22 protein-coding genes, 1 tRNA gene and 1 pseudogene are annotated in these 23,388 nt (G+C 70.3%); 7 read left to right on the plus strand and 17 right to left on the minus strand.

Annotated elements, in window-relative coordinates; all coding sequences use genetic code 11:
* Positions 1-358 precede the first annotated feature (358 nt).
* Entirely contained in the window at positions 359-1,234 is an 876-nt protein-coding gene (locus ACF08M_RS01160; protein WP_392183147.1) for an ABC transporter permease, read from the minus strand.
* Positions 1,231-3,893, minus strand: a pseudogene (locus ACF08M_RS01165) (alpha/beta fold hydrolase). Before ACF08M_RS01165 ends, ACF08M_RS01160 begins: the two are co-directional and overlap by 4 nt.
* Positions 3,894-4,083: 190 nt before the next feature.
* On the opposite strand from ACF08M_RS01165, the gene ACF08M_RS01170 reads away from it, so the two are divergent.
* The gene (locus ACF08M_RS01170; protein ID WP_392183148.1) at positions 4,084-4,647 is read left to right on the plus strand and encodes a hypothetical protein; all 564 of its coding nucleotides are present in this window, start codon (positions 4,084-4,086) and stop codon (positions 4,645-4,647) included.
* Positions 4,648-4,652: 5 nt separating this feature from the next.
* Here the strand turns inward: ACF08M_RS01170 and ACF08M_RS01175 are convergent, their stop codons facing one another.
* Positions 4,653-5,375, minus strand: coding sequence for a DUF981 domain-containing protein (locus ACF08M_RS01175; RefSeq protein WP_392183149.1), 723 nt, complete (start codon positions 5,373-5,375; stop codon positions 4,653-4,655).
* 63 nt (positions 5,376-5,438) lie between these two features.
* Positions 5,439-6,044: a DUF4291 domain-containing protein gene (locus ACF08M_RS01180; protein WP_392183150.1), complete on the minus strand. Its 606-nt coding sequence runs from the start codon at positions 6,042-6,044 to the stop codon at positions 5,439-5,441.
* A gap of 189 nt (positions 6,045-6,233) precedes the next feature.
* Here ACF08M_RS01180 and ACF08M_RS01185 point away from each other — a divergent pair, with 189 nt between their 5' ends.
* Positions 6,234-6,650, plus strand: a complete 417-nt coding sequence (locus ACF08M_RS01185; RefSeq protein ID WP_392183151.1) for an ArsR/SmtB family transcription factor — start codon at positions 6,234-6,236, stop codon at positions 6,648-6,650.
* Positions 6,651-6,698: 48 nt separating this feature from the next.
* Here the strand turns inward: ACF08M_RS01185 and ACF08M_RS01190 are convergent, their stop codons facing one another.
* A complete protein-coding gene (locus tag ACF08M_RS01190; RefSeq protein WP_392183152.1) occupies positions 6,699-8,084 on the minus strand; it encodes a nitrate/sulfonate/bicarbonate ABC transporter ATP-binding protein in 1,386 nt (461 codons plus the stop codon).
* A gap of 38 nt (positions 8,085-8,122) precedes the next feature.
* Entirely contained in the window at positions 8,123-9,877 is a 1,755-nt protein-coding gene (locus ACF08M_RS01195) for an ABC transporter permease (RefSeq protein ID WP_392183153.1), read from the minus strand.
* A gap of 533 nt (positions 9,878-10,410) precedes the next feature.
* Here ACF08M_RS01195 and ACF08M_RS01200 point away from each other — a divergent pair.
* The 5 genes from ACF08M_RS01200 (at position 10,411) to ACF08M_RS01220 (ending at position 13,388) form a co-directional block, all read left to right on the plus strand.
* The gene (locus ACF08M_RS01200) at positions 10,411-11,319 is read left to right on the plus strand and encodes a helix-turn-helix domain-containing protein (protein ID WP_392183154.1); all 909 of its coding nucleotides are present in this window, start codon (positions 10,411-10,413) and stop codon (positions 11,317-11,319) included.
* A 32-nt stretch (positions 11,320-11,351) separates the two neighbouring features.
* On the plus strand, positions 11,352-11,774 hold the full coding sequence (locus tag ACF08M_RS01205) for a hypothetical protein (RefSeq protein WP_392183155.1): 423 nt from the start codon (positions 11,352-11,354) through the stop codon (positions 11,772-11,774).
* 119 nt (positions 11,775-11,893) lie between these two features.
* Positions 11,894-11,984 (plus strand) — tRNA-OTHER (locus ACF08M_RS01210).
* A 117-nt stretch (positions 11,985-12,101) separates the two neighbouring features.
* Positions 12,102-13,103 (plus strand): phosphatidylglycerol lysyltransferase domain-containing protein, encoded by a 1,002-nt coding sequence (locus ACF08M_RS01215; RefSeq protein WP_392183156.1) that lies wholly within the window; start codon positions 12,102-12,104, stop codon positions 13,101-13,103.
* 117 nt (positions 13,104-13,220) lie between these two features.
* Positions 13,221-13,388: an ABC transporter ATP-binding protein gene (locus ACF08M_RS01220; RefSeq protein ID WP_392183157.1), complete on the plus strand. Its 168-nt coding sequence runs from the start codon at positions 13,221-13,223 to the stop codon at positions 13,386-13,388.
* Between the two features lie 93 nt (positions 13,389-13,481).
* Here ACF08M_RS01220 and ACF08M_RS01225 read toward each other — a convergent pair whose 3' ends face one another.
* The 11 genes from ACF08M_RS01225 to ACF08M_RS01275 form a co-directional block, all read right to left on the minus strand.
* Entirely contained in the window at positions 13,482-14,603 is a 1,122-nt protein-coding gene (locus ACF08M_RS01225; RefSeq protein WP_392183158.1) for an FkbM family methyltransferase, read from the minus strand.
* A gap of 74 nt (positions 14,604-14,677) precedes the next feature.
* Positions 14,678-15,478: a BTAD domain-containing putative transcriptional regulator gene (locus tag ACF08M_RS01230; RefSeq protein WP_392183159.1), complete on the minus strand. Its 801-nt coding sequence runs from the start codon at positions 15,476-15,478 to the stop codon at positions 14,678-14,680.
* 336 nt (positions 15,479-15,814) lie between these two features.
* Positions 15,815-16,864: a fatty acid desaturase family protein gene (locus tag ACF08M_RS01235; protein WP_392183160.1), complete on the minus strand. Its 1,050-nt coding sequence runs from the start codon at positions 16,862-16,864 to the stop codon at positions 15,815-15,817.
* Between the two features lie 51 nt (positions 16,865-16,915).
* Entirely contained in the window at positions 16,916-18,160 is a 1,245-nt protein-coding gene (locus ACF08M_RS01240) for a beta-ketoacyl-[acyl-carrier-protein] synthase family protein (RefSeq protein ID WP_392183161.1), read from the minus strand.
* Positions 18,157-18,396 carry a phosphopantetheine-binding protein gene (locus ACF08M_RS01245; protein WP_392183162.1) on the minus strand — a complete coding sequence of 80 codons (240 nt, stop codon included), beginning with the start codon at positions 18,394-18,396 and terminating at the stop codon, positions 18,157-18,159. Before ACF08M_RS01245 ends, ACF08M_RS01240 begins: the two co-directional genes overlap by 4 nt.
* 79 nt (positions 18,397-18,475) lie before the next feature.
* Complete coding sequence (locus ACF08M_RS01250) at positions 18,476-19,507, minus strand: beta-ketoacyl-ACP synthase III (protein ID WP_392183163.1); 1,032 nt, start codon at positions 19,505-19,507, stop codon at positions 18,476-18,478.
* Positions 19,504-20,460, minus strand: coding sequence for a VlmB-like protein (locus ACF08M_RS01255; RefSeq protein WP_392183164.1), 957 nt, complete (start codon positions 20,458-20,460; stop codon positions 19,504-19,506). The genes ACF08M_RS01250 and ACF08M_RS01255 overlap by 4 nt, the downstream gene beginning before the upstream one ends.
* On the minus strand, positions 20,457-20,993 hold the full coding sequence (locus ACF08M_RS01260) for a flavin reductase family protein (RefSeq protein ID WP_392183165.1): 537 nt from the start codon (positions 20,991-20,993) through the stop codon (positions 20,457-20,459). The genes ACF08M_RS01255 and ACF08M_RS01260 overlap by 4 nt, the downstream gene beginning before the upstream one ends.
* On the minus strand, positions 20,990-21,493 hold the full coding sequence (locus tag ACF08M_RS01265; protein ID WP_392183166.1) for a hypothetical protein: 504 nt from the start codon (positions 21,491-21,493) through the stop codon (positions 20,990-20,992). Before ACF08M_RS01265 ends, ACF08M_RS01260 begins: the two co-directional genes overlap by 4 nt.
* A complete protein-coding gene (locus tag ACF08M_RS01270; protein ID WP_392183167.1) occupies positions 21,493-22,005 on the minus strand; it encodes a type II toxin-antitoxin system RatA family toxin in 513 nt (170 codons plus the stop codon). The genes ACF08M_RS01265 and ACF08M_RS01270 overlap by 1 nt, the downstream gene beginning before the upstream one ends.
* 104 nt (positions 22,006-22,109) lie before the next feature.
* Positions 22,110-23,378, minus strand: coding sequence for an aspartate aminotransferase family protein (locus ACF08M_RS01275; protein WP_392183168.1), 1,269 nt, complete (start codon positions 23,376-23,378; stop codon positions 22,110-22,112).
* Positions 23,379-23,388 lie beyond the last annotated feature (10 nt).

Consider the following 23,388-nt stretch of genomic DNA (forward strand, 5'->3'; position numbering starts at 1 on the left):
CCCGCCCGAGTCGGCGGCACCGCCCGGCACGGCGGGAGCGGGGGCGGGCGCGGCCCGGCGGTCGGCGGTGGCGGGCTACCTGTCCGGCCGACGTGCCCGAGCACCCGGTGACCAGCACCCCGCCCGCCAGCAGCACTCCGAGTGCCCCGCGCCGTGTCCGAGCGTGCTTCGCCCGGGACCCCGCCCGGTACTCCCCCTGTGCATCCCTGTCCTGCGTGCCATGCCCTTCCCCCCGATGTCGCGCGCGTGTCAGCACGTGTGAATGCGACGTGCGGGACGGCGCCGTGGAGCGGACGAAGACATTGCGGACAGGTCTCGATGCGGCAACGGAAACCTCGGAACCCGCGGGAGGCCGGACTCAGGACACGATGTCCTTACGGCTGAACCCCCGGAAGGCGAAGGCGAACAGGATCAGGGCATACGTCACCGAGACCGCCGCGCCCTTCGCCATGCCGCCCCATTCCAGTTCGGGCTGGAGCGCGTCCGCCCAGGCGAACTGCCAGTGGGCGGGCAGGAATTCCCGCCAGGAGCCGAGGGCGGTGACGGCGTCCAGCACATTGCCGACGATGGTCAGTCCGACCGCCCCGCCGACCGCGCCCAGCGGGGCGTCGGTCTTCGTCGACAGCCAGAACGCCAGCCCGGCGGTGACCAGTTGGGAGACGAAGACGAACGCGACGACGAGCGCCAGCCGGGGCACGGTGTCCGAGGTCGCGAGCGCGCCGCCGGTGGGGAGTTCGAGCGGCCCCCAGCCGTACGCGGCGGCTCCCGCGGCCAGCGCGACGAGCGGCAGCAGCACCATCGCGGCCAGGCTGAAGCCGAGCGCCACGACGAGCTTGCTCCACAGCAGCCTGGCCCGGGGCACCGGCGCCGCCAGCAGATAGCGCAGCGAGGACCAGCTGGCCTCGGAGGCGACGGTGTCCCCGCAGAACAGCGCCACCGGGACGACGAGCAGGAACCCGGCGGACACGAACAGGCACGTCGCGGCGAAGTTCGCCGCGGACGCGGTCGCCGTGTCCATCAGGGTCAGCCGGTTGCCGCCGCCCCGCGAGGACGGCGTGCCGCCGATCGCGAACGCGGCGATCAGGATGAACGGCAGCGCGGCCAGCACCCCGCCCATGAGCAGGGTGCGCCGTCTGCGCAGCTGGCGTACCGCCTCGACGCGCAGCGGCAGGGTGCGTCCGGCCCGGTAGCCGGGGGCCCCGGCCGCGTGCGTGACATCGGCTTCGGCACTCATGCGGAGCCTCCGGAGATCAGGGTGAGGAACGCGTCCTCCAGGCGGTGGTGCGGTCCGACGCCGGTCAACGGCACGTCCAGCCGCACCAGTTCGGTGATCAGCTGCGGCGGGGTGGCGCCGTCGAGCCGTACCAGCAGCCCGCGGCCGTCGTCCGTGCGGACCGCCGAGCCGATCCCCGGCAGCGCGGCGATCTTCTCCACGAGGGGTTCGGCGACATCGCGTGCGCTGGTGACGAGCAGCATGTCGCCGGAGCCGGTGATCTCGGCGACCGGGCCCGCCTGGACGAGCCGGCCGCGGTCCATGACCACAAGGTGGGTGCAGGACTGTTCGACCTCGGAGAGGAGGTGGCTGGAGACGATGACGGTCCGGCCGCCGGCCGCGTACCGGATCATCACGTCGCGCATCTCGCGGATCTGGGGCGGGTCGAGTCCGTTGGTCGGTTCGTCGAGGATCAGCAGGTCCGGCATGCCGAGCATGGCCTGGGCGATGGCGAGCCGCTGCCGCATGCCCTGCGAGTACGTGCGCACGGCGCGGGCCAGGGCGTCGCCGAGCCCGGCGATCTCCAGGGCCTCCTCGATGTGCGCGTCCCCGGCCGGCCGTCCGGTGGCCTGCCAGTACAGCTCCAGGTTGGCGCGCCCGGACAGGTGCGGCAGGAAGCCGGCGCCCTCGACGAACGAGCCGACGCGGGACAGCACGGGCGCACCCGGCCGGATGGCCTGCCCGAAGACGCGGATCTCTCCGTCGTCGGGTGTGATGAGTCCCATCAGCATGCGCAGGGTCGTCGTCTTGCCCGCGCCGTTGGGTCCGAGGAGCCCGAGCACCTGCCCCTTCTCGACCCGGAAGGACAGTTCCTGGACCGCGTACCTGTCCGCGGACCTGGCGTACTTCTTCGACAGGCCGGTGATCTGGAGGGGCACGTCGGCGAGGGCCGGGTCGGGTGCGGGGGGCGCGGTGCGGCGGCGGGCGGTGAGCAGCAGCGCGGCGGCGATCACCGCGGCGGCGGCCGGGAGCCCCCAGGTCCACCGGGGGAGGGCGGCCGCCGCGGTCTTCAGGGCCGGGGCGGTGGGAACGGTGAGCGGGTGCCCGCGGGGGTCACGGTGTACGTCGTCGGCTCGGCGGGCGAGGCGTAGCCGAGGTCGGTGGCGGACAGGACCAGGCGGAGCCGGTGTCCGGCGTCGAACCGGTGGTCGATGGCGGGGAGGGTCAGCCGCACGGCCTCGCCCTGCCGGGACGGCGGGATCCGGATGGGCGCGACCAGCTGGGAGGGCAGCACCTGCTGCTTGCCGTCCGGTGACACGTCGTACACCTTGCCGAACAGCACGGCGTCGCCCCGGTCGGCGTCCACGCTCACCCGCACGGCCGGGGAGCCGGTGACGCGCAGGGACTTGTCCAGCGGTGCCGAGTCGAAGCGGGCGTGCTGCCCGGGGAAGTCGAGCGAGAGGCCGACGCCGAGGGACGACAGCCGGGAGAGCCCGCCGCCGACGCCCGGAATGGCCGAGACGGCGGGCGGAGTGGCCCCGGCGGGATTGCGGAACGTCCGTGTCCGCCGCCCGAGGCCGATCGGCTCCTCTCCGCTGCTCAGCCCCGGGTACGTGTCGCTGCTCGCCCCGCGCGTGAGGGCGGCCCCGTCGGTGGAGTCGATGCCTCCGGTCCGGGTGACGCGGAATCCGGGCCCGGTGTCGGCGCCCTTGTCGTTCTTCAGGTACCGGTCGAACCATCGGCCGATCCGCTGCCTCACCCGGTCGGTCTCCAGGTCGCCGCCGTCGTGCCCGCCGGCGATCCAGTCGACGGCGACGGGCGCGCCGTTGCCGCTGATCGCCCTGGCCATGGCGTCGGCCTGGCCGAGCGGGAAGAGGGAGTCGGACTGCCCCTGCACGATGAGCGCGGGCACCTTGATGCGGTCGGCGACGGTGCTCGGGGAGCGTTCGGTCAGCAGCGCACGCGCGGCGGCGTCCGGCTGCCCGCTGGCGGCGACCCGTTCGTACATCGCGCAGAGCCGCTTCTCGAACTTCTGGCAGCCGCCCCCGGTGGTGACGAAGATCCCCGCCCAGAGCTTCTTGAAGACCCCGCCGGGGAACAGGGCGTCGGCCAGGTTCCAGTAGGTGATCTGCGGTGCGATGGCGTCGACGCGCTTGTCGTACCCGGCGGCGAGGAGCGAGACGGCTCCGCCGTAGGAGGCCCCGGTGATCCCGACCCTGGGGTCGCCCGCGGCGTCGAGCTCCACCTCGGGTTTGCCGGCGAGCCAGTCGATCAGCCGGGACACGTCCTCGACCTCGCGGTCGGGGGCGTTGAGCGAGATCTCCCCGCCCGACTTCCCGAACCCGCGGGCGGACCAGGTCAGTACGGCGTACCCGTCGGCGGCCAACTGCTCGGCCTGTGCCCGCACATCGTCCTTGCTGCCGCCGAAACCGTGCCCGATCAGCACGGCCGGCCTGCGTTGTGTGCCGCCGGTGGTGAAGTACGAGGTGTCGAGGGGCACCCCGCCGACCCGCATCATCCGGTCCTGGCGGCGCACGGCGGGCCCGTCGTCGGCCGCGGCGGCGGTCCAGGTACCCGCACCGGCCAGCACGGCGAGCGCCGCGAGGCCCGCGGCCCACCGGCCGCGGTTGCGGGTCAGTGGCCACCACCGACGGGACGTACGCGCATCAGGGGTCTCCATGGTTCCCGACCCTAAGCGGACCGCCGCCGTGCGCGGGCAGCCGACAGGGGGAACTCTGCGGCCTCCTCGGGGTGTACGGCACCCACGCGCCGTACTCCGGACGCGGTATGCGGCGCCGTTCGGGCGGGCGCGTCCGGCGCGGCCGTGCAATCGAATCGCGGGAACCCTCGCGGGCTGGCACCCTGCCGACATGAATCACGCAGAGGTACTGCTCATCGGCGGGCGCGCGGGCGTAGGCAAGACGACCGTGGCCTGGGAGGTCTCGGCGCGGCTACGGGCCGTCGAGGCGGCGCACGCGGTCGTGGAGGGCGACCTGATGGGCCAGGTCCACCCGGCGCCGGAGGGCGACCCGCACCGTGCGGGCATCACCGAGCGCAATCTGGCGGCGGTCTGGGCCAACTTCGCGGAACTGGGCTGCCGGCGCCTGATCTACACGAACACGGTGAGTGTGCTGCCGGAGTCGGCGGTGATGTTCGAGCGCGCGATGGGTGCGGACGTACGGATCGTGCGCGTCCTGCTCACCGCCTCCGACACCACGACGTACGGCCGGCTGTCGGGGCGCGAGATCGGTTCGGAGCTGGACCGTGAGGTGGCGAACAGCGTCCGCAAGGCCCGTCTCCTGGACGAGCGCGCACCGGCGGACACGGTCCGGGTGGCGACGGACGGGCGGAAGGTGACGGACATCGCGCGGGAGGTGGTGGCCGTCACGGGGTGGGGAGATCCCGTGGGGCCGGGCGTCCCGCCGGGGTTCTGAACGGCTCACATGGTGTTGACGATGAGGCCGATGTGGGTGAAGTAGTTGAGCCCGCCGAAGAACAGGAACGCCAGTCCGGCCAGGCCCCAGACGACTCCGACGACCGTGCTCATCCAGCTCCTGGGCCGGCGCAGCACGAACGGGAACAGGAGCGCGCCGATGCCCACCAGGACGTAGAGCCCGGACATGAAGCTCGCCTCCAGCATCGGCCACTGCGCGAACTCCCCGGAAATGGGTTCCTCGGGCGGCGCGGCGAAAAGGGTGTACTTCCAGCCCGCGGCGGCGATCCCGAAGCAGGCGAGCCCGAGGCCGAACACGAAGACGGAGATGGGCGAGGCGACGCGGGCCGTACGGACGATGCGCTCGGCGCTGTTGAGTTCGGGGCCGCGTCTCCAGAGGTAGAAGGAGGCGGCCAGGAGGAAGACGCCGAAGGCGAGCGCCGGTTCGCCGAAGATGATGTTGTCGAACGGGAAGCCCTGCCCGGCGAGCGGCCAGGTCAGGGTCATGTGGAGGCCGGTGGTGACCAGGGTGAAGCCGATGGCTCCGAACGCCAGCGCCCAGCCTTCGGGGGTGATGGTGCGCTCGGGCGTGAGCAGTTGACGGCCCAGCGCCACCACGAGCAGCAGCCCGGCACCGGCGGCCACCGACATGATCGTGTTGTACGTCGGCATCCTGGTCCAGTCGATCTTCAGGCCGGTTGCCGCCAGGGGAATGGCATGGTGGATCATGCGCGGAGCGTATCGCCAGATATGCCCCTTATCGGGCATTGGTTCTTCCGCCCGGCTCACGGATCAGATCGCGGCCCCCGTGGGGAGCGGGGCGTCGGCCGACGGATACGGCGACTCCGGCGGCAGGAGTCCCGCCGCGTCGTCGAGCCGTCCGGCCGACACCCGTTCATGGACCTGCCGGGCGAGCGGGGTGACGTCAGTGATGGACACCGTCCACTCGTCCGCGTAACGCCGCACCGCCTCGCCGGAGAGCCCGAGCTGGAGGGAGCGGTACGGGAGCCGGTCCAGGCGGAGGTCGCGCTCGGGGTCCCACTGGACCCGGGCCGGGCTCCGGCGCAGGCTGTGCTGCCAGGCGGCACGGTCGGGGTGGACTCCCCTCACATAGTGGGACAGTTCGGAGTTGGCCAGGGCCCAGTCGAAGCCCTCGCGAGCGATCTCGACCGCCAGAACGGTTTCCTGACCCTCCTTCATGGCCCAGCCGCAGCGGTACATCATCCACAGGAAGCTCGGCTTGATCCATGTCATGCGGTCGCGCTTCCAGACGTCCGGGAAGCGCCCGTCGCGCACGGCGGGACGACCGATGCGTGGGGCGTACGCCTGGTAGACGGTGATGGTCGTGTCCGTGTACTGAGCGCGGATCTCGTGCTGCGGCCTGGTCGGGGCGGTCATGACCCCATCACAGCATCGGCCGGCCGGGTACGGCGAACGAGTTACCGCGCCGCGCCCGGCAGCCGGGCCCCCAGCCGCCGGGGCCTCCGGGCTCTCGTGGCCCGGTGCGCCCCGCGCGGGCCCGGCCGGGGACCCGTGGGCCGTCACCGTGATCCGGCACTCGGCGGAACCAGCGGTTACGCTATTTGCATGGGAACGCAAGTTACGCCGTGGGACGCGGCCGGTGCCGACCGGGTGGTGGCGGTACTGAAGGCGGTGGCCGATCCGACGCGCTACCGGCTGTTGTGGACGTTGAGCCAGCGGGAGCTCCCGGTGAGCACGCTCGCGAACATGCTGGGAGCGCACGTCGCGGCGACCTCCCAGCATCTGGCGAGGCTGCGGTCGGCCGGTCTGGTCACGTCCCGGCGCGAGGGCACCCGCATCTTCTACCGGGCGGCCGGGACACACGTCCGGGCACTGCTGGAGGAGGCGTCGCTGGTGGTGGACGAGGCCGAGCGTGCGGAAGGTTCCGCGGGCCCGCGGGAGGCGCCGGACGCGACCGCGCAGGAGCAGCCGGCCCGGGTTCGTCCCGTACCGGCCCGGCTCCGGCCGGCGACCGGGAGGTAGACGCACCGTCCGGGCGCCCCGCACCGGTGAACCTTTGCGCTCACGGCATCAAGGGCTGTCCTCGTCGAGGTGGTACTCCTGCGGTTCGGCGTCGTAGGAGTACAGCTCGGCGTAACGGCCCCAGTCGGTGGCCACCTCCAGCTGCCGGGTGACCTGCTCGCTGGTGAAGTGGTGGGCCAGGACATCGCGGAAGAATCCGGCGCGCAGGGTGCCGTCGGGGTTCTGCCGCAGGCTGGTGGTGATCAGCCTCACCAGGGGGGCGCCGAGGGCGGCCTCGGCGAAGATGCTCTTGGACTGCTGGACATCGGCTCCCGCGTAGGCGGTGCCGATGTCGGTGAGGAGCAGGTCGTCGCCGCTGATCTTCGCGAAGCCGAGCAGATCGAGGGCGTCGACCAGCGGCAGGATGTCGTCGATCTCCAGGCCGAGGCGGTCGGCGAGGTCGGCGAGATCGCAGCTGCCGCCCCGGTGCAGCACCATTTCGGCGAGACCGGACAGACTGTCGACACCGGCTGTGGGCAGGGGGGTGTTGGCGGCCGTACGCCTGTCCGGCCCGACGCCTTCGGGGCGGCCGGGCAGCCGGGTCTCCTTGGGGCGTCCGGTCATCGTGCGGTAGACGCGGTCGATGAGCTCGTCGAAGGCGGCGGAGTTGCGATCGCGCGGGCGGTCCAGGCCGACCTCAAAGGTTTCCCGGATGGTGCCGTAGGGGCGGGAGCCGAGTACCACGATCCGGTCGGCCATCAGGACCGCCTCCTCGATGTTGTGGGTGACGAGCACGATGGCTCGGGTGGGGAACTGGCCCGACTCCCACAGTTCCATCAGCTCGCCGCGCAGGTTCTCCGCGGTCAGCACGTCCAAGGCGGAGAACGGCTCGTCCATCATCAGGACATCGGGCTCGACGACCAGGGCGCGGGCGAAGCCGACCCGCTGGCGCATGCCGCCGGACAGTTCCTTCGGGTAGGCGGACTCGAAGCCGTCCAGGCCGATCAGGTCGATGGCCTGGAGGGCGGCATCGGCGCGCCGGTCGGCGGGTACATTCCGGGCTTCCAGGCCGAGTTCGACGTTCTGCTGCACGGTGAGCCAGGGCAGCAGGGCGAATGTCTGGAAGACCATCGCGGTACCGGGATTGGCGCCGGTCAGCGGCTCGCCGCGGTAGGTGGCCGTGCCGGAGCTGGGCGGAACGAGACCGGCCAGGCACCGCAGCAGGGTGGACTTGCCGGAGCCCGACTTGCCGAGCAGGGCGACGATCTCCCCCGCACGGACCTTCAGATCGATGCCGCCCAGGACCGGGAGCTCGCCGTCGGCACCCGCGTAGGTCTTGGTGAGGCCGATGGTCTCCAGCAGGATGTCGCCGTCGGCGGGCCGCGAGGTCTCGGCGATGCGGGAGGCGGCGGCGGAGCGGTGGGCGCGCAGGTTGCGCAGCGTGTTGAGAACCATGAAGGGCTCCAGGGAATTCGTGGAGGGTACGGGAGAGGTCAGAGGGCGTAGCGGGTCTCCGCCAGCCGGTACAGGCGACGCCACACCAGGCGGTTGAGCGCGACGACGTACAGGCTCATCACCGCGACGCCGGCCAGCAGGTGCGGGAAGTCGCCGCTCTCGGTGGCCTGGGCGATGTACGCGCCCAGACCGGTGGCGGTGAGCGTGGTGGTGCCGAAGGTGACGACCTCGGCGACGATGGAGGCGTTCCAGGCGCCGCCGGAGGCGGTGATGCCGCCGGTCACGTACGACGGGAAGATTCCGGGGATGATCAGCCGCTTCCAGCGCTGCCGGCCTCGTACTCCCAGGTCGTCCATGGCTTCGCGCAGATCGCTGGGGATCGACATGGCACCGGCGATGGCGTTGAACAGGATGTACCACTGGGCACCGAGCGCCATCAGCAGGATGCCGCCGACATCGATGGACAGTCCCGTCCTGAGGAAGAACCAGACCGCGAGCGGGAAGAGGAAGTTGGCGGGGAAGCTGGCCAGGATCTGGACGAGAGGCTGAGCGATGCGCGTCAGCTTCGGCGAGAAGCCGATCCACACCCCGATCGGCACCCAGATCACCGTCGCGACCACCACGAGGACGACGACCCGGGCAAGGGTGACAAGGCCAAGCAGCAGCGGTTCACCGAAGACCCCGAGCCCCGTACGGTCGTGGAGATAGCGGCCGAGGTCGAACAGGCCCCACGCGATCAGCCCGCCCGCCAACAGCGCGAAGACGAGGTCGGCGGTGCGTCGCCGTGCCGTGTCGATGACCAGCGGCCGGTCGTCGGTCCCGAAGATCCGGCCCGCGCGATTGATGATCTGCCCGGCCGGGCGCAGCGCCCGGCCCAGCAGATGCGGCCAGTTGGAGCGACGCAGGAAGTCCAGCACGACGGAGCGCTGCACCTCGGTGGCTTCGGACTGCTCGTTCTTGAACCGCTCGGCCCACGCGGTCAGCGGGCGCCAGAACAGGAAGTTCACGCCGATGACCATGACGGCCATGGTGGCGATCGCCCAGCCGACCCTGCCCAGGTCGCCGTCGACGATCGCGGCACCGGCGTAGGACCCGACGCCGGGCAGCGCGTAGTTCTTGTTGTTGACGCTGATCGCCTCGGAGGCCACGAGGAAGAACCAGCCGCCGCCGAAACTCATCATGCCGTTCCACACCAGGCCGATCGCCCCGGACGGAAGTTCCACCTTCCAGAACCGCATCCACCGAGTGAAGCGGAACGAGCGGGAGAGCTCATCGAGTTCACGGGGCAGTGAGATCAGCGAGTGGTAGAAGCCGAACGTCATGTTCCACGCCTGCGAGGTGAAGATCGCGAAGATCGACGCGCACTCCAGGCCCAGCATCGAACCGGGGAACAGCGCGATGAACCCGGTCACCGCCACGGTCAGAAAGCCCAGCACCGGCACCGACTGCAGGATGTCCAGCGCCGGGATCAGGATCCGCTCGAGCCGCCGGCTCCTGGCCGCCGCGTAGGCGTAGACGAAGGTGAAGACGGTGGCGACGGCGAGCGCGATGAACATGCGCAGCAGGCTGCGCGCCGCGTCGTAGGGCAGCCGCGAGGGGTCGGTGTCCACCTTCACCGACTGGTTGGGGTGGAAGGAGACCGTGGTTCCCTGCCCGACGCGCAGCGTCACGTACAGCAGGACCAGCACAGCGGCGGCGATCGCCAGGTCCACCCAGGACAGGCGCGGCCTGCGCCCGGGAAGAGGGGACGGCAGAGCCGTGCGCGAGGGGGCATTGTCCGTACGGAACAACATCACAAATGACCTCCGCCCACACTGTGCGCATGCCGCCGCACCTCGCCCCGCGAACGGCACGCCGCGGGAACGAGGCAGGACGGGCCCGCCAGTGTGGAGCAACAGAAAGATGGAACACGCTCGGGGCAACGGCCACCGCGGCATCACGGAAGCGTGTGCTGGGAGCGTGTGGGGACGGAGAGCGTCAGTGGCTGCCCAGAGGGCAGCGCGGACTGGGAGGGTCTGCACCCATGGCTGCCTCCGTTCGTGATGTGGTTCCGCCTCGGCGCGCGGCGCACGGAGGTCCGACGTGAGAAGTGTGCCGCTTATTGCGTTGATACGCAAATAAGGAAGCTGATGGTGACGGCCGGCGAACAGGCCCGCTCCCGCATGTTCCGGCTCCTGCCATGGCCGTACGAGGCAGCGCGATCCGGCGAGGGAGCGGCGAACCGGAGCCGGTGCAGCCGAGCCGGTCCGAACTCCCTCGACCGAGCGGTCGACGATTACCTGGGAGGTAATTGAGGCAGCCGCGCGCCGGTCATTACCGTCCGCGTATGGGCATGCGTTCCTCCGAAGACGACGGCGTCCTGGGGCTGCTCCTGCGTGATCTGCGGCGCCAGAAATCGCTCAGCAAGCAGGTGCTTGCCGAGCGGGCTGGCTTTTCCCTGAACCATCTGAGGAGAATCGAGGCCTGCGAGCAGACGCCTGACGCCGAGACGGTTCTCCATATCGCCCAGGCACTCGGGCTGCCGCCCGCGCACCGGCAGCAGCTCGTCGACCGCGCGACCGCGGCGGGGAGGCTGCGCTGGTACGAGAGTGTTCCCCCATTGCCGGATGACGCCCGCCCGGTTCTGGAGAAGGTGCTGACCGGTCATGAACCCTATCCGGCCATGGTCACCGACAGCTGCTGGAACATCGTGGCTCTCAATCACACGATGGAAATGCTGATGAGTGATGTCGCCGGTCATCTCCTGGCACCCGCCAATTTTCTCCGCATCATTCTGCACCCGGACGGACTGGCGCCGCATCTGACCAATCTCGCCCAGGTGAGATACCACGTCACACGTATGTTGCGGCGCTGGAGCGCAATCACGGGGGACGAGCGGCTACGGGAATTGGAAGCTTCCATAGCCGGACTCCCCCGGGGACGGGACACGGAATTATCCGGATCAGAGGATGCCGAATTCGCCGAATCCGGGGAGGCGGACCGGCTGCTCCTGCCCATCGAGCTGTACCGGGAGGGACACCTTCTGACCTTCTTCCACATCGTCACCTCGTTCGGCGAGCGCCCCGGCACCCTGTTCTCCGATCTCCCCTCCGGCCCACTGAGCGGCATCGCGCTCGAATCCTTCCTGCCGGCGAACACCGAGACCCGGGTCCTTCTCGGTTCGCCCGCCCCGGTGTTCCCCGATGCCGGGGGAGCCTCCGGGCCCACTCAGCACACCCCTCCAGGCCAGCAGTAACAGCAACACAACAACAACGAAAGGAAGACCTCATGACGTCGTCCCAGAACGCGGGTACGGTCACGGCGACGGGCGCCGCCCGCTCCGACAGCCTTCTCCGCTTCGCCCTCGTGGCGGACGTGGTCCTCACCGGTGCGAACGGCATCGGTTATCTCGCACTGGCCACGGTCCTCGACTCGTTCCTCGGCGTGAACCTCTCCGTGCAGTACCCGGTGGGCGTGTTCCTCACCGTCTACGCCCTGTGGGTGCTGGTCGTCTCCCGCCAGGAGAACATCAGCCGCGGCGCGGTCTCCGTCATCATCACCATGAACGTGGCCTGGGCCGTGCTCAGCGTCGCGACGGTCGCCATGGACTCGCTGACCGCGACGGGCATCGGCAACGGGTGGATCGTGCTCCAGGGCCTGGTGGTGGCGGCCATGGGTGCGCTCCAGTACGTGGGCCTGCGGCGCATGTGACAGTGCGCCGGGCCGGGACGGGCCGGACCGGCGCACCATCAGCGGGACGTCAGGGTCATGTCAGGTCGCTCTGGCAGACTCTTCACTGTGAACGGGACGGGAAACCGGACCGGGAACACGGAGAGGTGCCCGGAGTGGCTTATCGGGGACCGTGCGCAAGCAAGGTCGGGCCCGCAAAGGTCCACGCAGGTTCGAATCCTGCCCTCTCCGCAGCACGCAGCAACAGATCCGGCCCTGCACTCCATCAGGAGCAGGGCCGGATCTGTCTGAGTTCCCGCTGCGCGGCGGCAGACCGCATTACCCGTCTATTCTCGTGGGGCGTGCAGGATGACATCCAATGTCACGGCAGACAGCATCGATTTCGACAACACGCTCCGCGCGGTTGCGGAGTTCAGTGACAATCCCAGCGGATTCCTGGCTCTCAGCAGCGGCAATTCCCGTTTCTCACTGCCGGGGCTGCCCGGAGTGATCGTGTACCGGACCTCCGGGCCGTATCTGGTCCAGTTCGGGGGCCCCCTCTCTCCCCCGGACGCCGCGGGCCGGTTGCTGAAGGGCTTCCTGGAGTTCGCCGCCGCCCAGGAGCGCCAGGTCGTGTCGGTCCAGCTCCAGCGGGCGGAGACCGGCCTGTACGCCGAGCATGGCTTCACCGTGAACCAGATCGGTGCCTCGTACGCCATCGACCTGGCCGAATTCAGCCTGCGCGGCACCCGCTTCATGCAACTGCGGAACAAGATCGCCCGCTCGTTCCGGGCCGGGCTCACCGTGACGGAGAGTCCGCTGGCCCAGTGCGCTCAGGCGGTGGCGGAGGTCGACCGCGCCTGGCTGGGCAGCAAGGGCGACCACACCAAGCCGCTGGAGTTCCTGGTGGGTGAACTGGGCGGCGAGGCACAGCCGTTGCGCCGGCTCTTCGTGGGCCGGATCGACGACAAGCCCGTCGGATACATCTCCTACTCCCCCGCCCATGGCAGTCGCAGCGGCTGGCTGCACGATCTCAGCCGCCGTCTTCCGGACAAGGTGCCGGGCATCATGGAGGCCATCAACAGGACGGCCATCGACACCTTCACGGCCGAGGGCGCGGACTGGCTGCATTTCGGCTTCACGCCGTTCACCGGTCTGGACACGGAGTACGAAGTGCCGGGCGCCAGCCGGGGGTTCGCCTGGTTCATGCGATGGCTGCTCGCCAACGGCGCCGCCGTGTACCCGGCTCAGACACAGCTGGCGTACAAGCAGAAGTGGGCGCCGCTGGTGCTGCCGGAGTACGTGGCCTTCCAGGGCGAGGCCCGGCTGAGCGGGCTCCTCCACATCTTCAGGGCCGCCAACGCCATTTGAGGCAGTGGTCCGGCCGTACGGCCTCGACCGGATCGGCCTGAAACGACCTGAACCGACCTGAACCGATCTGAACCGATCCGACCTGACCCGACCCGATCCGAGACCCGGGAGCTTGTCATGGGACCGACACCGGAGCAGTTGGAGGCCGCCGAGGGCCAGCTGCTGAACACATTCTTCGGCCTGGCCGGCGACCCGGACAGCGATTTTGCCGCCGCGGCCGCCGACCAGGCGCTGGCAGAACTGGACGCGTTGCTGGCCACCACGCCCGAGGAGGCGTCCGCCTGACGGCCGCCCCCGCCGTGCGGAAGACCCCCGGGCCCGACGGCCCGGGGGTCTTCCGCCTGGTGCGGTCGTCGGCCCGGTCGCCCGGCCGGTCGCTCAGTCCCGCGGGGGCAGGCTGTCGACCAGCACGATCTCGTCCGGAAGGCGTCCGGCGGGCCAGTGTTCGGCCAGCCAGCCGGCGATGGCCCGGGGGTCGAGGCGCGGCCTGCCGGACTCGGCGGAGGCCACCACCGGCCGGGGGTCGTCCACGTACTCGGGGCGCACCGCCTGCACGGCGTACCGGCCGGTGCCGCGCAGCAGGTCCTCCTCGGCCACGGTGGCCCGGAAGCCGTTCGCGGTCAGCAGGTCCTTCACGAGCTGCACCCGGCCCTCGGTCGGGGTGCCCTTCTCGTCGTGGACCTCCATGCTGATCTGCTGGATCAAGGGCCAGTGACGCTTCTCGACGCCCCGCAGGACGTCCAGCTCGGCCCGCTGCACATCGATCTTCAGCAGATCGATGCGTGCCACCGCGGTCTCCTCGATCACCTCGGACAGCGACCGCAGCCGGCAGTGCCGCTCGGTGAGTTCGAAGTCCTTGGCGACCAGGGCCTCCACCTGGGCCAGATGGTCGTCCCGGCCCGCGGCGCCGGTCTCCCGGGTGTTCGCGACGTACTGCTTGATCAGGTCGACCTCGTTGTCCAGGTCCGCGTAGTCGCTGCGGCAGGACATGATCGAGATGCCCGGATAGAAGTTGAAGACGATGTCCTGGTCCCGGTCGGACAGCCCGAAGGGAAGCAGCCGCGCGGACACGCCGTGCCGCTCGACATTGCTGCGCAGTACATCGAAGACATCGGGCACCGGCTCGAACGCGAATACATCGGCGGAGGGGCAGCGGGCACCGACGAAGAGGCTGAACATTCCGATATTCGCACCCACGTCGAAGACGACGGCGTCCTCGCGCAGAGTGATGCCGCCCTGCAAGTAGGATTCGGCGGAGAATATCTCGTCGTAGAGAAAACGCGTCTCGTGCGGATTGATCTCGGCGAGTTCACTCAGCGGCCCGGTGGGCGAGAGATCATTTGCATGGTCCCAGCCCTGGACGCGCGCGGTGAGCCGGCCCCCGGCCGTGCGCTCCAGCTGTGCGCGGGCAACGCCCGGGTACCGCAGAATCAGGTCGCGCACCTCGTCGAGTTCCGTCTTCGGCGCATCCGGTGCAGGGGACCGGTCGGGCTTCGTCACGAGAAATTCCTCCGTCATCGGCAATCGGTTTCCGGGATACGTGGAAGAGGTATCGGCGCGCCGGGACCGCGGGGTCAGGAAGCGACCGCGGAGACCGGGGGACCGAGCGGGTTGCGTGCCACCACGAGCCGTTCGGCGCCGCCGAGCGCCGGGTCCTGGTTGAGGATCGCCATCATGCAGTTCTTGACGCTCGGCGAGGGCTCCATTCCGAACTCCTCGACCAGGCGGCTGCGCAACTGGTTGTAGGTCTGTATGGCCTCGGCCTGACGACCGAGGCGGTAGAGGCACACCATGAGCAGCTCGAACAGCCGCTCCCGCCAGGGCGCCAGGTAGGCGAGCATCTTCAACTCGCTGACGGCCTGGGCATATCCGTCGATCGCGATGTCGAGCTGTATCCGCGTCTCGACGGCCGAGAGCCGGTTCTCCTCGAACTGCGCGGCGGCGCTCTGGCAGATCGGGCCACCGGTGACGCCCTCCAGCGGCGCACCGCGCCAGAGCGACAGGGCCCGGTCGAACAGTTCCCTCGCGGCCGCCGGATCGCTCCGCGTCAACGCGCGGGCCTGTTTCGTCAGGGATCCAAAGAGATGCACGTCCACTTCGAGCGGATCGATGTCCAGGACGTAGCTGGAGGGCCGGGTGATCAGCCTGCGGCAGACGAACTCGTCACCGAACTCCGCGCGGAGCACCTTTCGCAGCCTGGCCACCTGGGCCTGTAACGCGTTTCCGGGCTGGCTGGGTATTCCCTCCTCCCACAGCTCCTCGAAGAACTGTTCCTTGGTGACCGGTTCCCCCGCCTTCAGGAGCAGCAGCGCGAGCAGTGTGCACTGCCGCGCCCCGCGTAAGGCGGTCAGGCCGTTCCCGTTCGTTATTCCCACTGAGCCAAGAACCCTGAATGTCACGAATCCCCCCGCGTCCAATCGTCCGTTGACCGTCGGGAAGGGCCGCCACTCGTCGGATGTTTATCGAGTACGCCCCCCACTCAGCCAACTGTGCAGTAGGGCATTTGGCAAAGTCCATTACCCACCCAGTAATTGACGACTCAACCGGCGCGTGATAAACCCATTCTCAGTGGGTGTGCAAAAAAATTGCCAAGGATGTCCGGGCCCGGCCGGTGCGGCTGAGGGCCCACGTACCATCCGGCACGCGGGCCCGGCTCTCCCCGAAGCCGCGCGACGCCGCCGGGTCCGGCGGCGGCGGACCGGCCGTGACACTCACGCAGCCTGCGGTTCCGTGCCGTTGCGGGCCTCTTCGCTGACCTTGCCGAGGAAGCGGGCCACCTCGCGGTACGAGGCCCAGGCGGACACCTCCCAGTACGGGATGGAGTGCTCCGCACAGTAGTCCATGACCATCGGCCGTACATACCGCAGATTGACCCGGGGCATGGCGGGGAAGAGATGATGCTCGATCTGGTAGTTCAGCCCCCCGTACAGGAAATCGGTCAGCCGGCTGGACCGGATGTTGCGTGACGTCAGTACCTGACGGTGGAGCCAGTCGAGCTGGACATCGCTGCGGTAGACCACCATGCCCTTGTGGTTCGGGGCGAAAACAGCACCCAGGTACAGACCGAACACCGCCTGGTTGACGAGGACGAACACCACGCCGGTCAGCGGTGACAGCACGGTGAACACGGCCGCCAGACAGACCACGGCGTGCACCCCGATCAGCCCGAGCTCCAGGACGGGGCGGCGCAGCCCGCCCGCCCGCGCCGCCTTGAAGCCGGACGCGTGCAGCCGCCATGCCTCCTGCCCCAGCAGCACGAAGAACATCACCGACTGGAAGCGGATGACGAACCGCCGGAAGCCGCTCGTCGCCTTCGCCGGCACCTCGTCCACGTCGAAGATGACCTGCCTGCGCATCGTGTCGGGGTCGCGGTCGAGGTTGTTGGGGTTGCTGTGGTGCCTGTTGTGGTGGTTGATCCACCAGCCGTACGCGGTGCCCATCAGCAGGTTCATGTGGAAGGCACCCAGGATCTCGGAGGGCACCTTGGCCTTGCTGATCTGCTTGTGACCCGTGTCGTGCGCGATGAAGCCGGTCTGGACGAAGGCCAGTCCCAGCACGACCGCGGTGACCAGCTGCCACCAGGTGTCCCCGAACCAGAACAGGGCCGCCCAGCAGGCCCCGAACAGCACGAGGTTGGAGATTATCTTGAAGGTGAAGTAGTCCTTCCGGGGATCCATCAGCCCGGCCTGCTTGACCAGTTCGGACAGCTCCTCGAAGGAGCCTGTCGGCGAGATGGTCAGAGAGTCCTGTCGGGCGGGCATGAGCGTTTCTCCTTCATGTCGAGCCGAATGGCCGGGCCGGTGGCGCGGTGGTCAGGCCGCGGTGAACACGAGTACGGCGTTCTGCCCCCCGAATCCGAAGGAGTTGCTCAGGGCGACTCCGATCGGCAGGGCCCGGGGCGCCTTCGCCACGATGTCGACCTCGATGGCGGGATCGACGCTGTCGAGGTTCGCGGTGGGCGGCACGGTCCCCTGTTCCAGCGCGAGGACGGTGAGCGCCGCTTCGATGGCTCCGGCGGCGCCGAGCGAGTGCCCGGTCACACCCTTGGACGAGGTCACCGCGGGGCGTGTGCCGAGGACCCGTTTCAGCACCCGGGACTCGGTGAGGTCGTTGAGCGGGGTCGAGGTGCCGTGCGCGTTCACGTGGTCGACCTCGTCCGGGGCCACCCCCGCGTCGCGCAGTGCCGTACGGATCGCGCGTTCGGCGCCGCGCCCCTCGGGGTCCGGGGCGGTGGCGTGATGGGCGTCGGCCGACGCCCCGTACCCGCTCAGCCGGGCCCGTACCCGGGCGCCGCGGGCGCGGGCGTCGGCCTCCCGCTCCAGCACCAGCACCCCCGCACCCTCCGCCGCGACGAATCCGTCCCGGTCGGTGTCGAACGGGCGGGAGGCCGCGGCCGGATCGTCGCGCCGCTTGGAGAGCGCTCCCATCCGGGCGAAGCCGGTCAGCACCGTCGGGGTCAGGCTCGCCTCGGTGCCTCCCGTGATCACCACATCGCACGTACCGGAACGCAGCAGGTCCCGGGCCGTGCCGATGGCGGTGGCGCCCGAGGCGCATGCCGTGGCGGTGACGAGGTTGGGTCCGAGGGCGCCGAACTCCATGGCCACGTATCCGGACACCATGTTGACCGCCGACATCGGCACCAGCATCGGGGAGACGGCCGCCGCTCCCTGCCGGTCGAGGGTGCGGACCTGCTGCTCGAAGGTGGCGGTGCCGCCGAGGGCGTTGCCGAGGACGACGCCGACCCGGGCTCCGTCCCAGCCGGCGGGGTCGAGCCCGCTCTCATGGACGGCCTCCGCCGCGGCGATCAGGGCCAGTTGTACGTAGCGGTCGAGCCGCCAGGCCCGTCGCCGGCCGAAGTGGGCCACCGGGTCGAAGTCCGCGGCGCGGCAGTTGAAGTCGACCGGCAGGCCCGCCAGTCCGGGATCGGGGGCCGCGGTCGGTCCGGCGTCCAGGACGCGTGTCCAGTTCTCCGCCACGCCGATGCCCGCGGGGGTCGCCAGGCCGAGACCGGTGACCGCGATGTCACGGGCCCCGGCGCTGTCGCGGCCGGAGTTCACAGCACCGCGCTCTTGCTGTCGATCAGGGCGATCAGGTCCTTGACCGACGACTCCGCGCCGATCTCCTCGTCGCCGATCTGGATGTTGAACTCACCACCGGCGACCAGGGCGAATTCGACCAGGGCCAGGGAGTCCAGGTCGAGATCGTGCATCGTGGTGTCCTCGGTGACCTCCTCCGGCTCGACTCCGAACCGGCTGACGAGGACCTCGGTGATCCGGTCGAGAACGCTGGGCATCTCTGTCTCCTTAACGGTGTACGCACACGGGTGGGACGGAATGGAGGGGAACGGAGGGGAACGGATGTGGTCGTGCGGGTCAGACGACGTCCAGCCGCGGCCAGCGCAGCGTGGTGGAGCCCCAGGCGAGGCCGCCGCCGAAGGAGGTGAGCACCACCGAGTGGCCTTCGCGCAGGGTCCCGTCGGCCGCCGAGTCGGCCAGCAGCAGCGGAACCGACGCCGCGGCGGTGTTGCCGACCCGGTCGATGTTGGACAGGGCCCGGTCCCGGGGCAGCCCGATCTGTTCGGTCAGGGCGTCCAGGATGCGGGAGTTGGCCTGGTGGGCGGCGAGCCGGTCGATGTCCCCGACGGTCCAGCCGGCCCGGCCGGCGGCCTTGTGGACGGAGCCGGTCATCCGCAGCACGGCGTGCCGGAACACCTGCTTGCCCTGCATGGCGAAGTAGTGGTCCCGGGGCCCGGCCGGTATGCCGCTGCCCCGCTGGCGCGAGCCCCCGGCCGGCACCTCGATCAGGTCGGAGAGGTGCCCGTCGGTGCCCAGGTCGAATCCGCCGAGCGCCCCGGGCTCCCCCGGTTCGCCACGGCGCAGCACGACGGCTCCGGCACCGTCCCCGAAGATCGGGCCGGTGGCGCGGTCCTCGGGGTCGAGCAGCGTCGAGTAGGCGTCCGCGCCGATCACCAGGACGTCGTCCGTCGTGCCGGAGGCGATCAGACCGGCACCGGTCGCCAGCGCGTAGACGAACCCGGCGCAGACGGCCCCGATGTCGAAGGCCGGTACGCCGTCCAGGCCGAGCCCGGCGGCCACCTCGGGAGCGGTCGCCGGGCAGGGGCGGTCCGGGGTGGTGGTGGCGAGGACCACCGCGCCGACGGAGTCCTGCTGCGCCGACTTCAGAGCCCTGGCCCCGGCCTCGACGGCGAGCGAACCGGTGGACATGCCGGGCTCGATCACATGACGCTGCCGGATGCCGGTACGGGTGCGGATCCACTCGTCCGAGGTGTCGAGCCGGGCGACGAGATCCTCGTTGGTCACCACCTTCGGCGGCAGCCAGGCGCCGAGCCCGCACAGCACCGCGGCCGGTCCGGCCGGCCGGCCGGCCGTGGCCGGGCCCGTCATGCGAGGGCCTCTTCCAGCCCCATGTACTTCAGGCGCTTGGCCTTCATGTCGTCGGACCACTTGTCGGCGGTGTCCTGGCGCTCCTGCGGGGTGGTGTCGATCAGCCGGCGGCCCGGCCAGATCTCGTAGTCGCCCACCACGTCGCCGTGGCGGCGCAGCCCCTCCTGGAACCGCTCCTCGCGCCAGTGCACCATGTCGTGGGTGGGAAGCTCCTCCCACATGTCCATGCCGCGGCGGATCAGCTCCACGACCCGGCCCCGGTCCTGCGGGTGGTCGATCAGATGGCGGCGCGCGATGTCCGCCCCGACCGTCAGATGGCGGATCTCGTCGATGCCCGCGCCCTTGTCGATCTCCGCGGCCGCCGGGTCGAGCGGCCGCCACTTGCGCTCGCTCAGTTCGGCCGCGGGGGCGAGGGCGCCCTCCAGGATGATGGTCATCATCACCACGCCGCCGATGAAGTCCCGGTCGTCGCGCATGATTTCCAGGCTGCGCTGCTCCAGCGGCCCCAGCACGCTCTCCTTGTACGGGGAGGCGAAGGTGTCCACCGCCTCGACCAGCCGCTCGGGGGCGACGCCGAGCGCCAGCAGGTGGTTGCGGAAGACCATGGCGTGCCGGCACTCGTCCAGCACCTGGGTGGCGTAGAACTCCATGGTGTCGTTGTCCGGCGCGATCGGGACCAGGTACGACAGCACCCGGGTGGCCTTCTCCTCGGCCAGGGCCCGGAAGGCGTACTCCTGGGCGATGGCCTCGAAGAACGGTCCCTCCATCATGTACGGGGCCACCGTGAGGGCGGGGTCGTGTCCGTCGGGGCGGCCGCGCAGGGTGCCCTGCGGTACGGCCTGCAGCCAGTAGCGGAGGTTGCAGTCCGCCGCGGTGAGCTCCAGGTCCATGGCTCCTTCGAGGAGCCCGGGGGCCTGGTCCCAGTCGGCCTCGGCGGGAATCGGCGTGGTCATGTGGTTTCCTCCTCGATCCGGATGTGACCGGGGTGAAGATGCCCGGCGAAGTACAGCAGTGGGGCCCGGTCGCTCTCGGCCGCGCAGGCTGTCACGGTGGCCAGCACCACCATGTGGTCCCCGGCCGGGACGCGTTCGTGGACCCGGCAGTGCAGCCAGCTGAGGGCGGACCGCAGCCGGGGCACACCGTCCTCGCCCGGTGTCCACTGCACCCCCTGGAACTGGGCGCGCCCCGGGCTCCGGGAGCGGCTGGCGAAGTGCCGGGCCAGCGCGGACTGGTGGGCGGCGAGCACATTGACGGTGAAGACGCCCTGCTGCGTGATGCGCGGGAGCAGTGAGCTGTCGTTCTGCAGACAGACGGAGATCAGCGGCGGTTCGTGGGAGACGAAGGAGAACGCGCTGACGGTGCTGCCGTGCACCGCGTCCCCGCTGCCCACGGTCACCACCGAGACCCCGGTGGGGAACTTCCGGGCGGCGCTCCACACCGTGGTCTCGACGACCGGCCGCCGCGCCGTGCCGATCGGCGAGGTCATGAGGTGGCGGACTGACGGGCGGCGGCCGGGGCGGGAGCGGCGGCCGGGTTCCGGCCGGGCCCCTGCTCCACGGCCGCTTCCAGCGCGGCGAACTGCGGGTGGACGACCGGCTCGAAGCTGACGCCGAACGGCTTCAGGAAGTTGCCGAACAGGGCCCGGTCCCCGCACAGGTGGATGGGCAGGGCGAGCAGGGCCCACTCGTTGCCGATCAGCAGGATCCACAGCAGCGCGACGACGCCCTGGGTCGCCATGCTGTGCATGGTGTTGTACAGCACGTAGTACGCCTTCGGGATCCGCTTGGTCCTGCTGCGGTGGAAGGCGATGGCGCCGGGGATGTAGCCGATCAGGTCGATGTAGACGAAGAGCAGGGCGAAGGGCCACCAGCGGATGTCGCCCAGGTGACGGAAGAAGAAGTAGAAGGCGACGCCGAGGGCGAAGAGGTATTCGAGCCGGATCAGCCGGTAGGTGGCCTTGGTGTCGAAGCGGTTGAGCGCGTCCATCAGGCGCCTCCCCGGGCGGAGAGCGAGGAGGCCGGCTCCGGGAGATCGGTGAGCGCCTCACCGCCCTCCAGCACCGTGATGGAGCCGAAGAGCCCTTCGAGTACGGAGCAGATGGCCCGTTTGATCACGCGCTCGGCGATGGGGTCCATGATTCCCACCAGGCTCTCGATGCCGAAGTCGTAGGTGACCTCGAAGCGGACCTCGGTGCCGGGGCCGGCCGGGGTCAGCTGCCAGCTGCCCCGGAACTCCTCGAAGTCGCCGTCGGTCTGGTCGAATTCGATCCGCAGCCGCTCCGGATCGAGGGTCTCCGCCTCGTTCCAGCGCATGATGCCGCGCCGGAAGTTCACCTCCCAGTCGCTGTCGCGCGGCGCGTCCGGGGTGGCGGGCGGGTGGGTCTCCACGCCGTGGATGTCCTCCGCGATGTCCGCGAAGCGGGTGAAGTCCGCGATGGTCCCGAAGGCCGCCGAGGGGTTCTCGGCGGCCAGGGCCACCAGGAGATGAATGCTTCTCACGGTGATACCGCTCCAGTTGTCGGGGGGTCGGTCTGAGAGCCTGTCGGGTGCCAATCCGTGGCTGCCCGGTCGGAGGTCGCCCGACAGGCTCGGCGGTCCGGGGGTCAGGCGAGGACGGCGAGGGCGGCCTTCTCGAACGCGTCGAGAAGGAACTGCACGTCGTCCTGGCTCAGCACCGCCGGTGGCGTCAGCCGCATGACGGTGGAGGAGTTCAGCGAGTGGTTGGCGAGGACACCGGCGCCGATCAGTTCCAGGAGCAGGTCGCCCGCCAGTCCCGGCACGGTGAACTCCAGGCCGATGAGCAGGCCCGCTCCGCGCACCTCCAGCAGCCGGTGGCCCAGCACCTTGCGGGCGATCCGCTCCAGCTCGGTCAGCAGCAGCCGCCCCAGCTCGCCGGACCGCTCCACCAGGGAGTCCTCCTTGATGGCGGCGAGCGCGCCGCGGGCCGCGGCCATCGCCAGCGGGTTGCCGGAGAAGGTCGAGGTGTGGATGAACGGGTCCTTGTCGAAGGGCCGGAACACCTGGGGGGTCGCCACCAGCGCCGAGACCGGCACCACACCGCCGGCCAGCCCCTTGCCCACCAGGAGGATGTCCGGCACCACGCCCTCCCGGTCGGCGCCCCACCAGGTACCGAGGCGGCCGAGGCCGGTCTGGATCTCGTCGAGCACGAAGAGCGCGCCGTACTCGCCGCAGAGCCGTGCGACGTCCCGCAGATAGCCCTCGGGCGGCACGATCACACCGGCCTCGCCCTGCACCGGCTCGACGATGACGCAGCCCTCTCCGGGGTGGCGCGCCAGTTCGGCCTCCAGGGCGGCCGCGTCGCCGTACGGGACGTGCGAGACCTGGGGCAGCAGCGGCCGGAACGGCTCCTGGAAGACGTCCTTCGCGGTCAGGCTGAGGGCGCCCATGGTCTTGCCGTGGTAGCCGAGGTCCATGGAGATCAGATGGGTGCGGCCCTGGGCGCGCGCCAGTTTGATGGCGCCTTCCACGGCCTCCGCGCCGGAGCCCGCGAAGTGCACCTTCTGCAGTCCGGCGGGGACGACGTCGATCAGCGCCTCGGCCGCGTCGACGACGGCGGGTTCGAGGAGCAGCCGGGTGGCGACCGGGTTGGTGTTGAGCTGCCGGGTCACCTCGGCGACGACCCGGGGGTGCCGGGCGCCCATCAGGAAGACCCCGTAGCCGCCGCAGTTGAGGATGCGGCTCCCGGAAGCGGTGTGGATCCAGGGGCCCTCCGCGGCGACCTCCACATCGCCGCCGAACATCTCGCCGAGCGAGGCACGGCCCTTGCTCAGACAGCGGCGGTAGCGGGTGACGAGGTCGGTGTACGGGTCCGTGGCGGGCGCCGGTGCGGTGCCGGTGTGCGTGGTGGTCATCGTGGTCGCT

It is taken from the genome of Streptomyces sp. NPDC015032, from assembly GCF_043080425.1.
GTDB lineage: Bacteria > Actinomycetota > Actinomycetes > Streptomycetales > Streptomycetaceae > Streptomyces.

Coding starts and splice junctions, on each gene's coding strand:
- ACF08M_RS01205 (WP_392183155.1), top strand. CDS start 11,352: ATGACGTCGTCCCAGAACGCGGGTACGGTCACGGCGACGGGCGCCGCC.
- ACF08M_RS01160 (WP_392183147.1), bottom strand. CDS start 1,234: ATGAGTGCCGAAGCCGATGTCACGCACGCGGCCGGGGCCCCCGGCTAC.
- ACF08M_RS01220 (WP_392183157.1), top strand. CDS start 13,221: ATGGGACCGACACCGGAGCAGTTGGAGGCCGCCGAGGGCCAGCTGCTG.
- ACF08M_RS01200 (WP_392183154.1), top strand. CDS start 10,411: ATGGGCATGCGTTCCTCCGAAGACGACGGCGTCCTGGGGCTGCTCCTG.
- ACF08M_RS01215 (WP_392183156.1), top strand. CDS start 12,102: ATGACATCCAATGTCACGGCAGACAGCATCGATTTCGACAACACGCTC.
- ACF08M_RS01175 (WP_392183149.1), bottom strand. CDS start 5,375: ATGATCCACCATGCCATTCCCCTGGCGGCAACCGGCCTGAAGATCGAC.
- ACF08M_RS01195 (WP_392183153.1), bottom strand. CDS start 9,877: ATGTTGTTCCGTACGGACAATGCCCCCTCGCGCACGGCTCTGCCGTCC.
- ACF08M_RS01180 (WP_392183150.1), bottom strand. CDS start 6,044: ATGACCGCCCCGACCAGGCCGCAGCACGAGATCCGCGCTCAGTACACG.
- ACF08M_RS01185 (WP_392183151.1), top strand. CDS start 6,234: ATGGGAACGCAAGTTACGCCGTGGGACGCGGCCGGTGCCGACCGGGTG.
- ACF08M_RS01190 (WP_392183152.1), bottom strand. CDS start 8,084: ATGGTTCTCAACACGCTGCGCAACCTGCGCGCCCACCGCTCCGCCGCC.
- ACF08M_RS01235 (WP_392183160.1), bottom strand. CDS start 16,864: ATGCCCGCCCGACAGGACTCTCTGACCATCTCGCCGACAGGCTCCTTC.
- ACF08M_RS01170 (WP_392183148.1), top strand. CDS start 4,084: ATGAATCACGCAGAGGTACTGCTCATCGGCGGGCGCGCGGGCGTAGGC.
- ACF08M_RS01275 (WP_392183168.1), bottom strand. CDS start 23,378: ATGACCACCACGCACACCGGCACCGCACCGGCGCCCGCCACGGACCCG.
- ACF08M_RS01250 (WP_392183163.1), bottom strand. CDS start 19,507: ATGACGGGCCCGGCCACGGCCGGCCGGCCGGCCGGACCGGCCGCGGTG.
- ACF08M_RS01245 (WP_392183162.1), bottom strand. CDS start 18,396: ATGCCCAGCGTTCTCGACCGGATCACCGAGGTCCTCGTCAGCCGGTTC.
- ACF08M_RS01265 (WP_392183166.1), bottom strand. CDS start 21,493: ATGGACGCGCTCAACCGCTTCGACACCAAGGCCACCTACCGGCTGATC.
- ACF08M_RS01260 (WP_392183165.1), bottom strand. CDS start 20,993: ATGACCTCGCCGATCGGCACGGCGCGGCGGCCGGTCGTCGAGACCACG.
- ACF08M_RS01255 (WP_392183164.1), bottom strand. CDS start 20,460: ATGACCACGCCGATTCCCGCCGAGGCCGACTGGGACCAGGCCCCCGGG.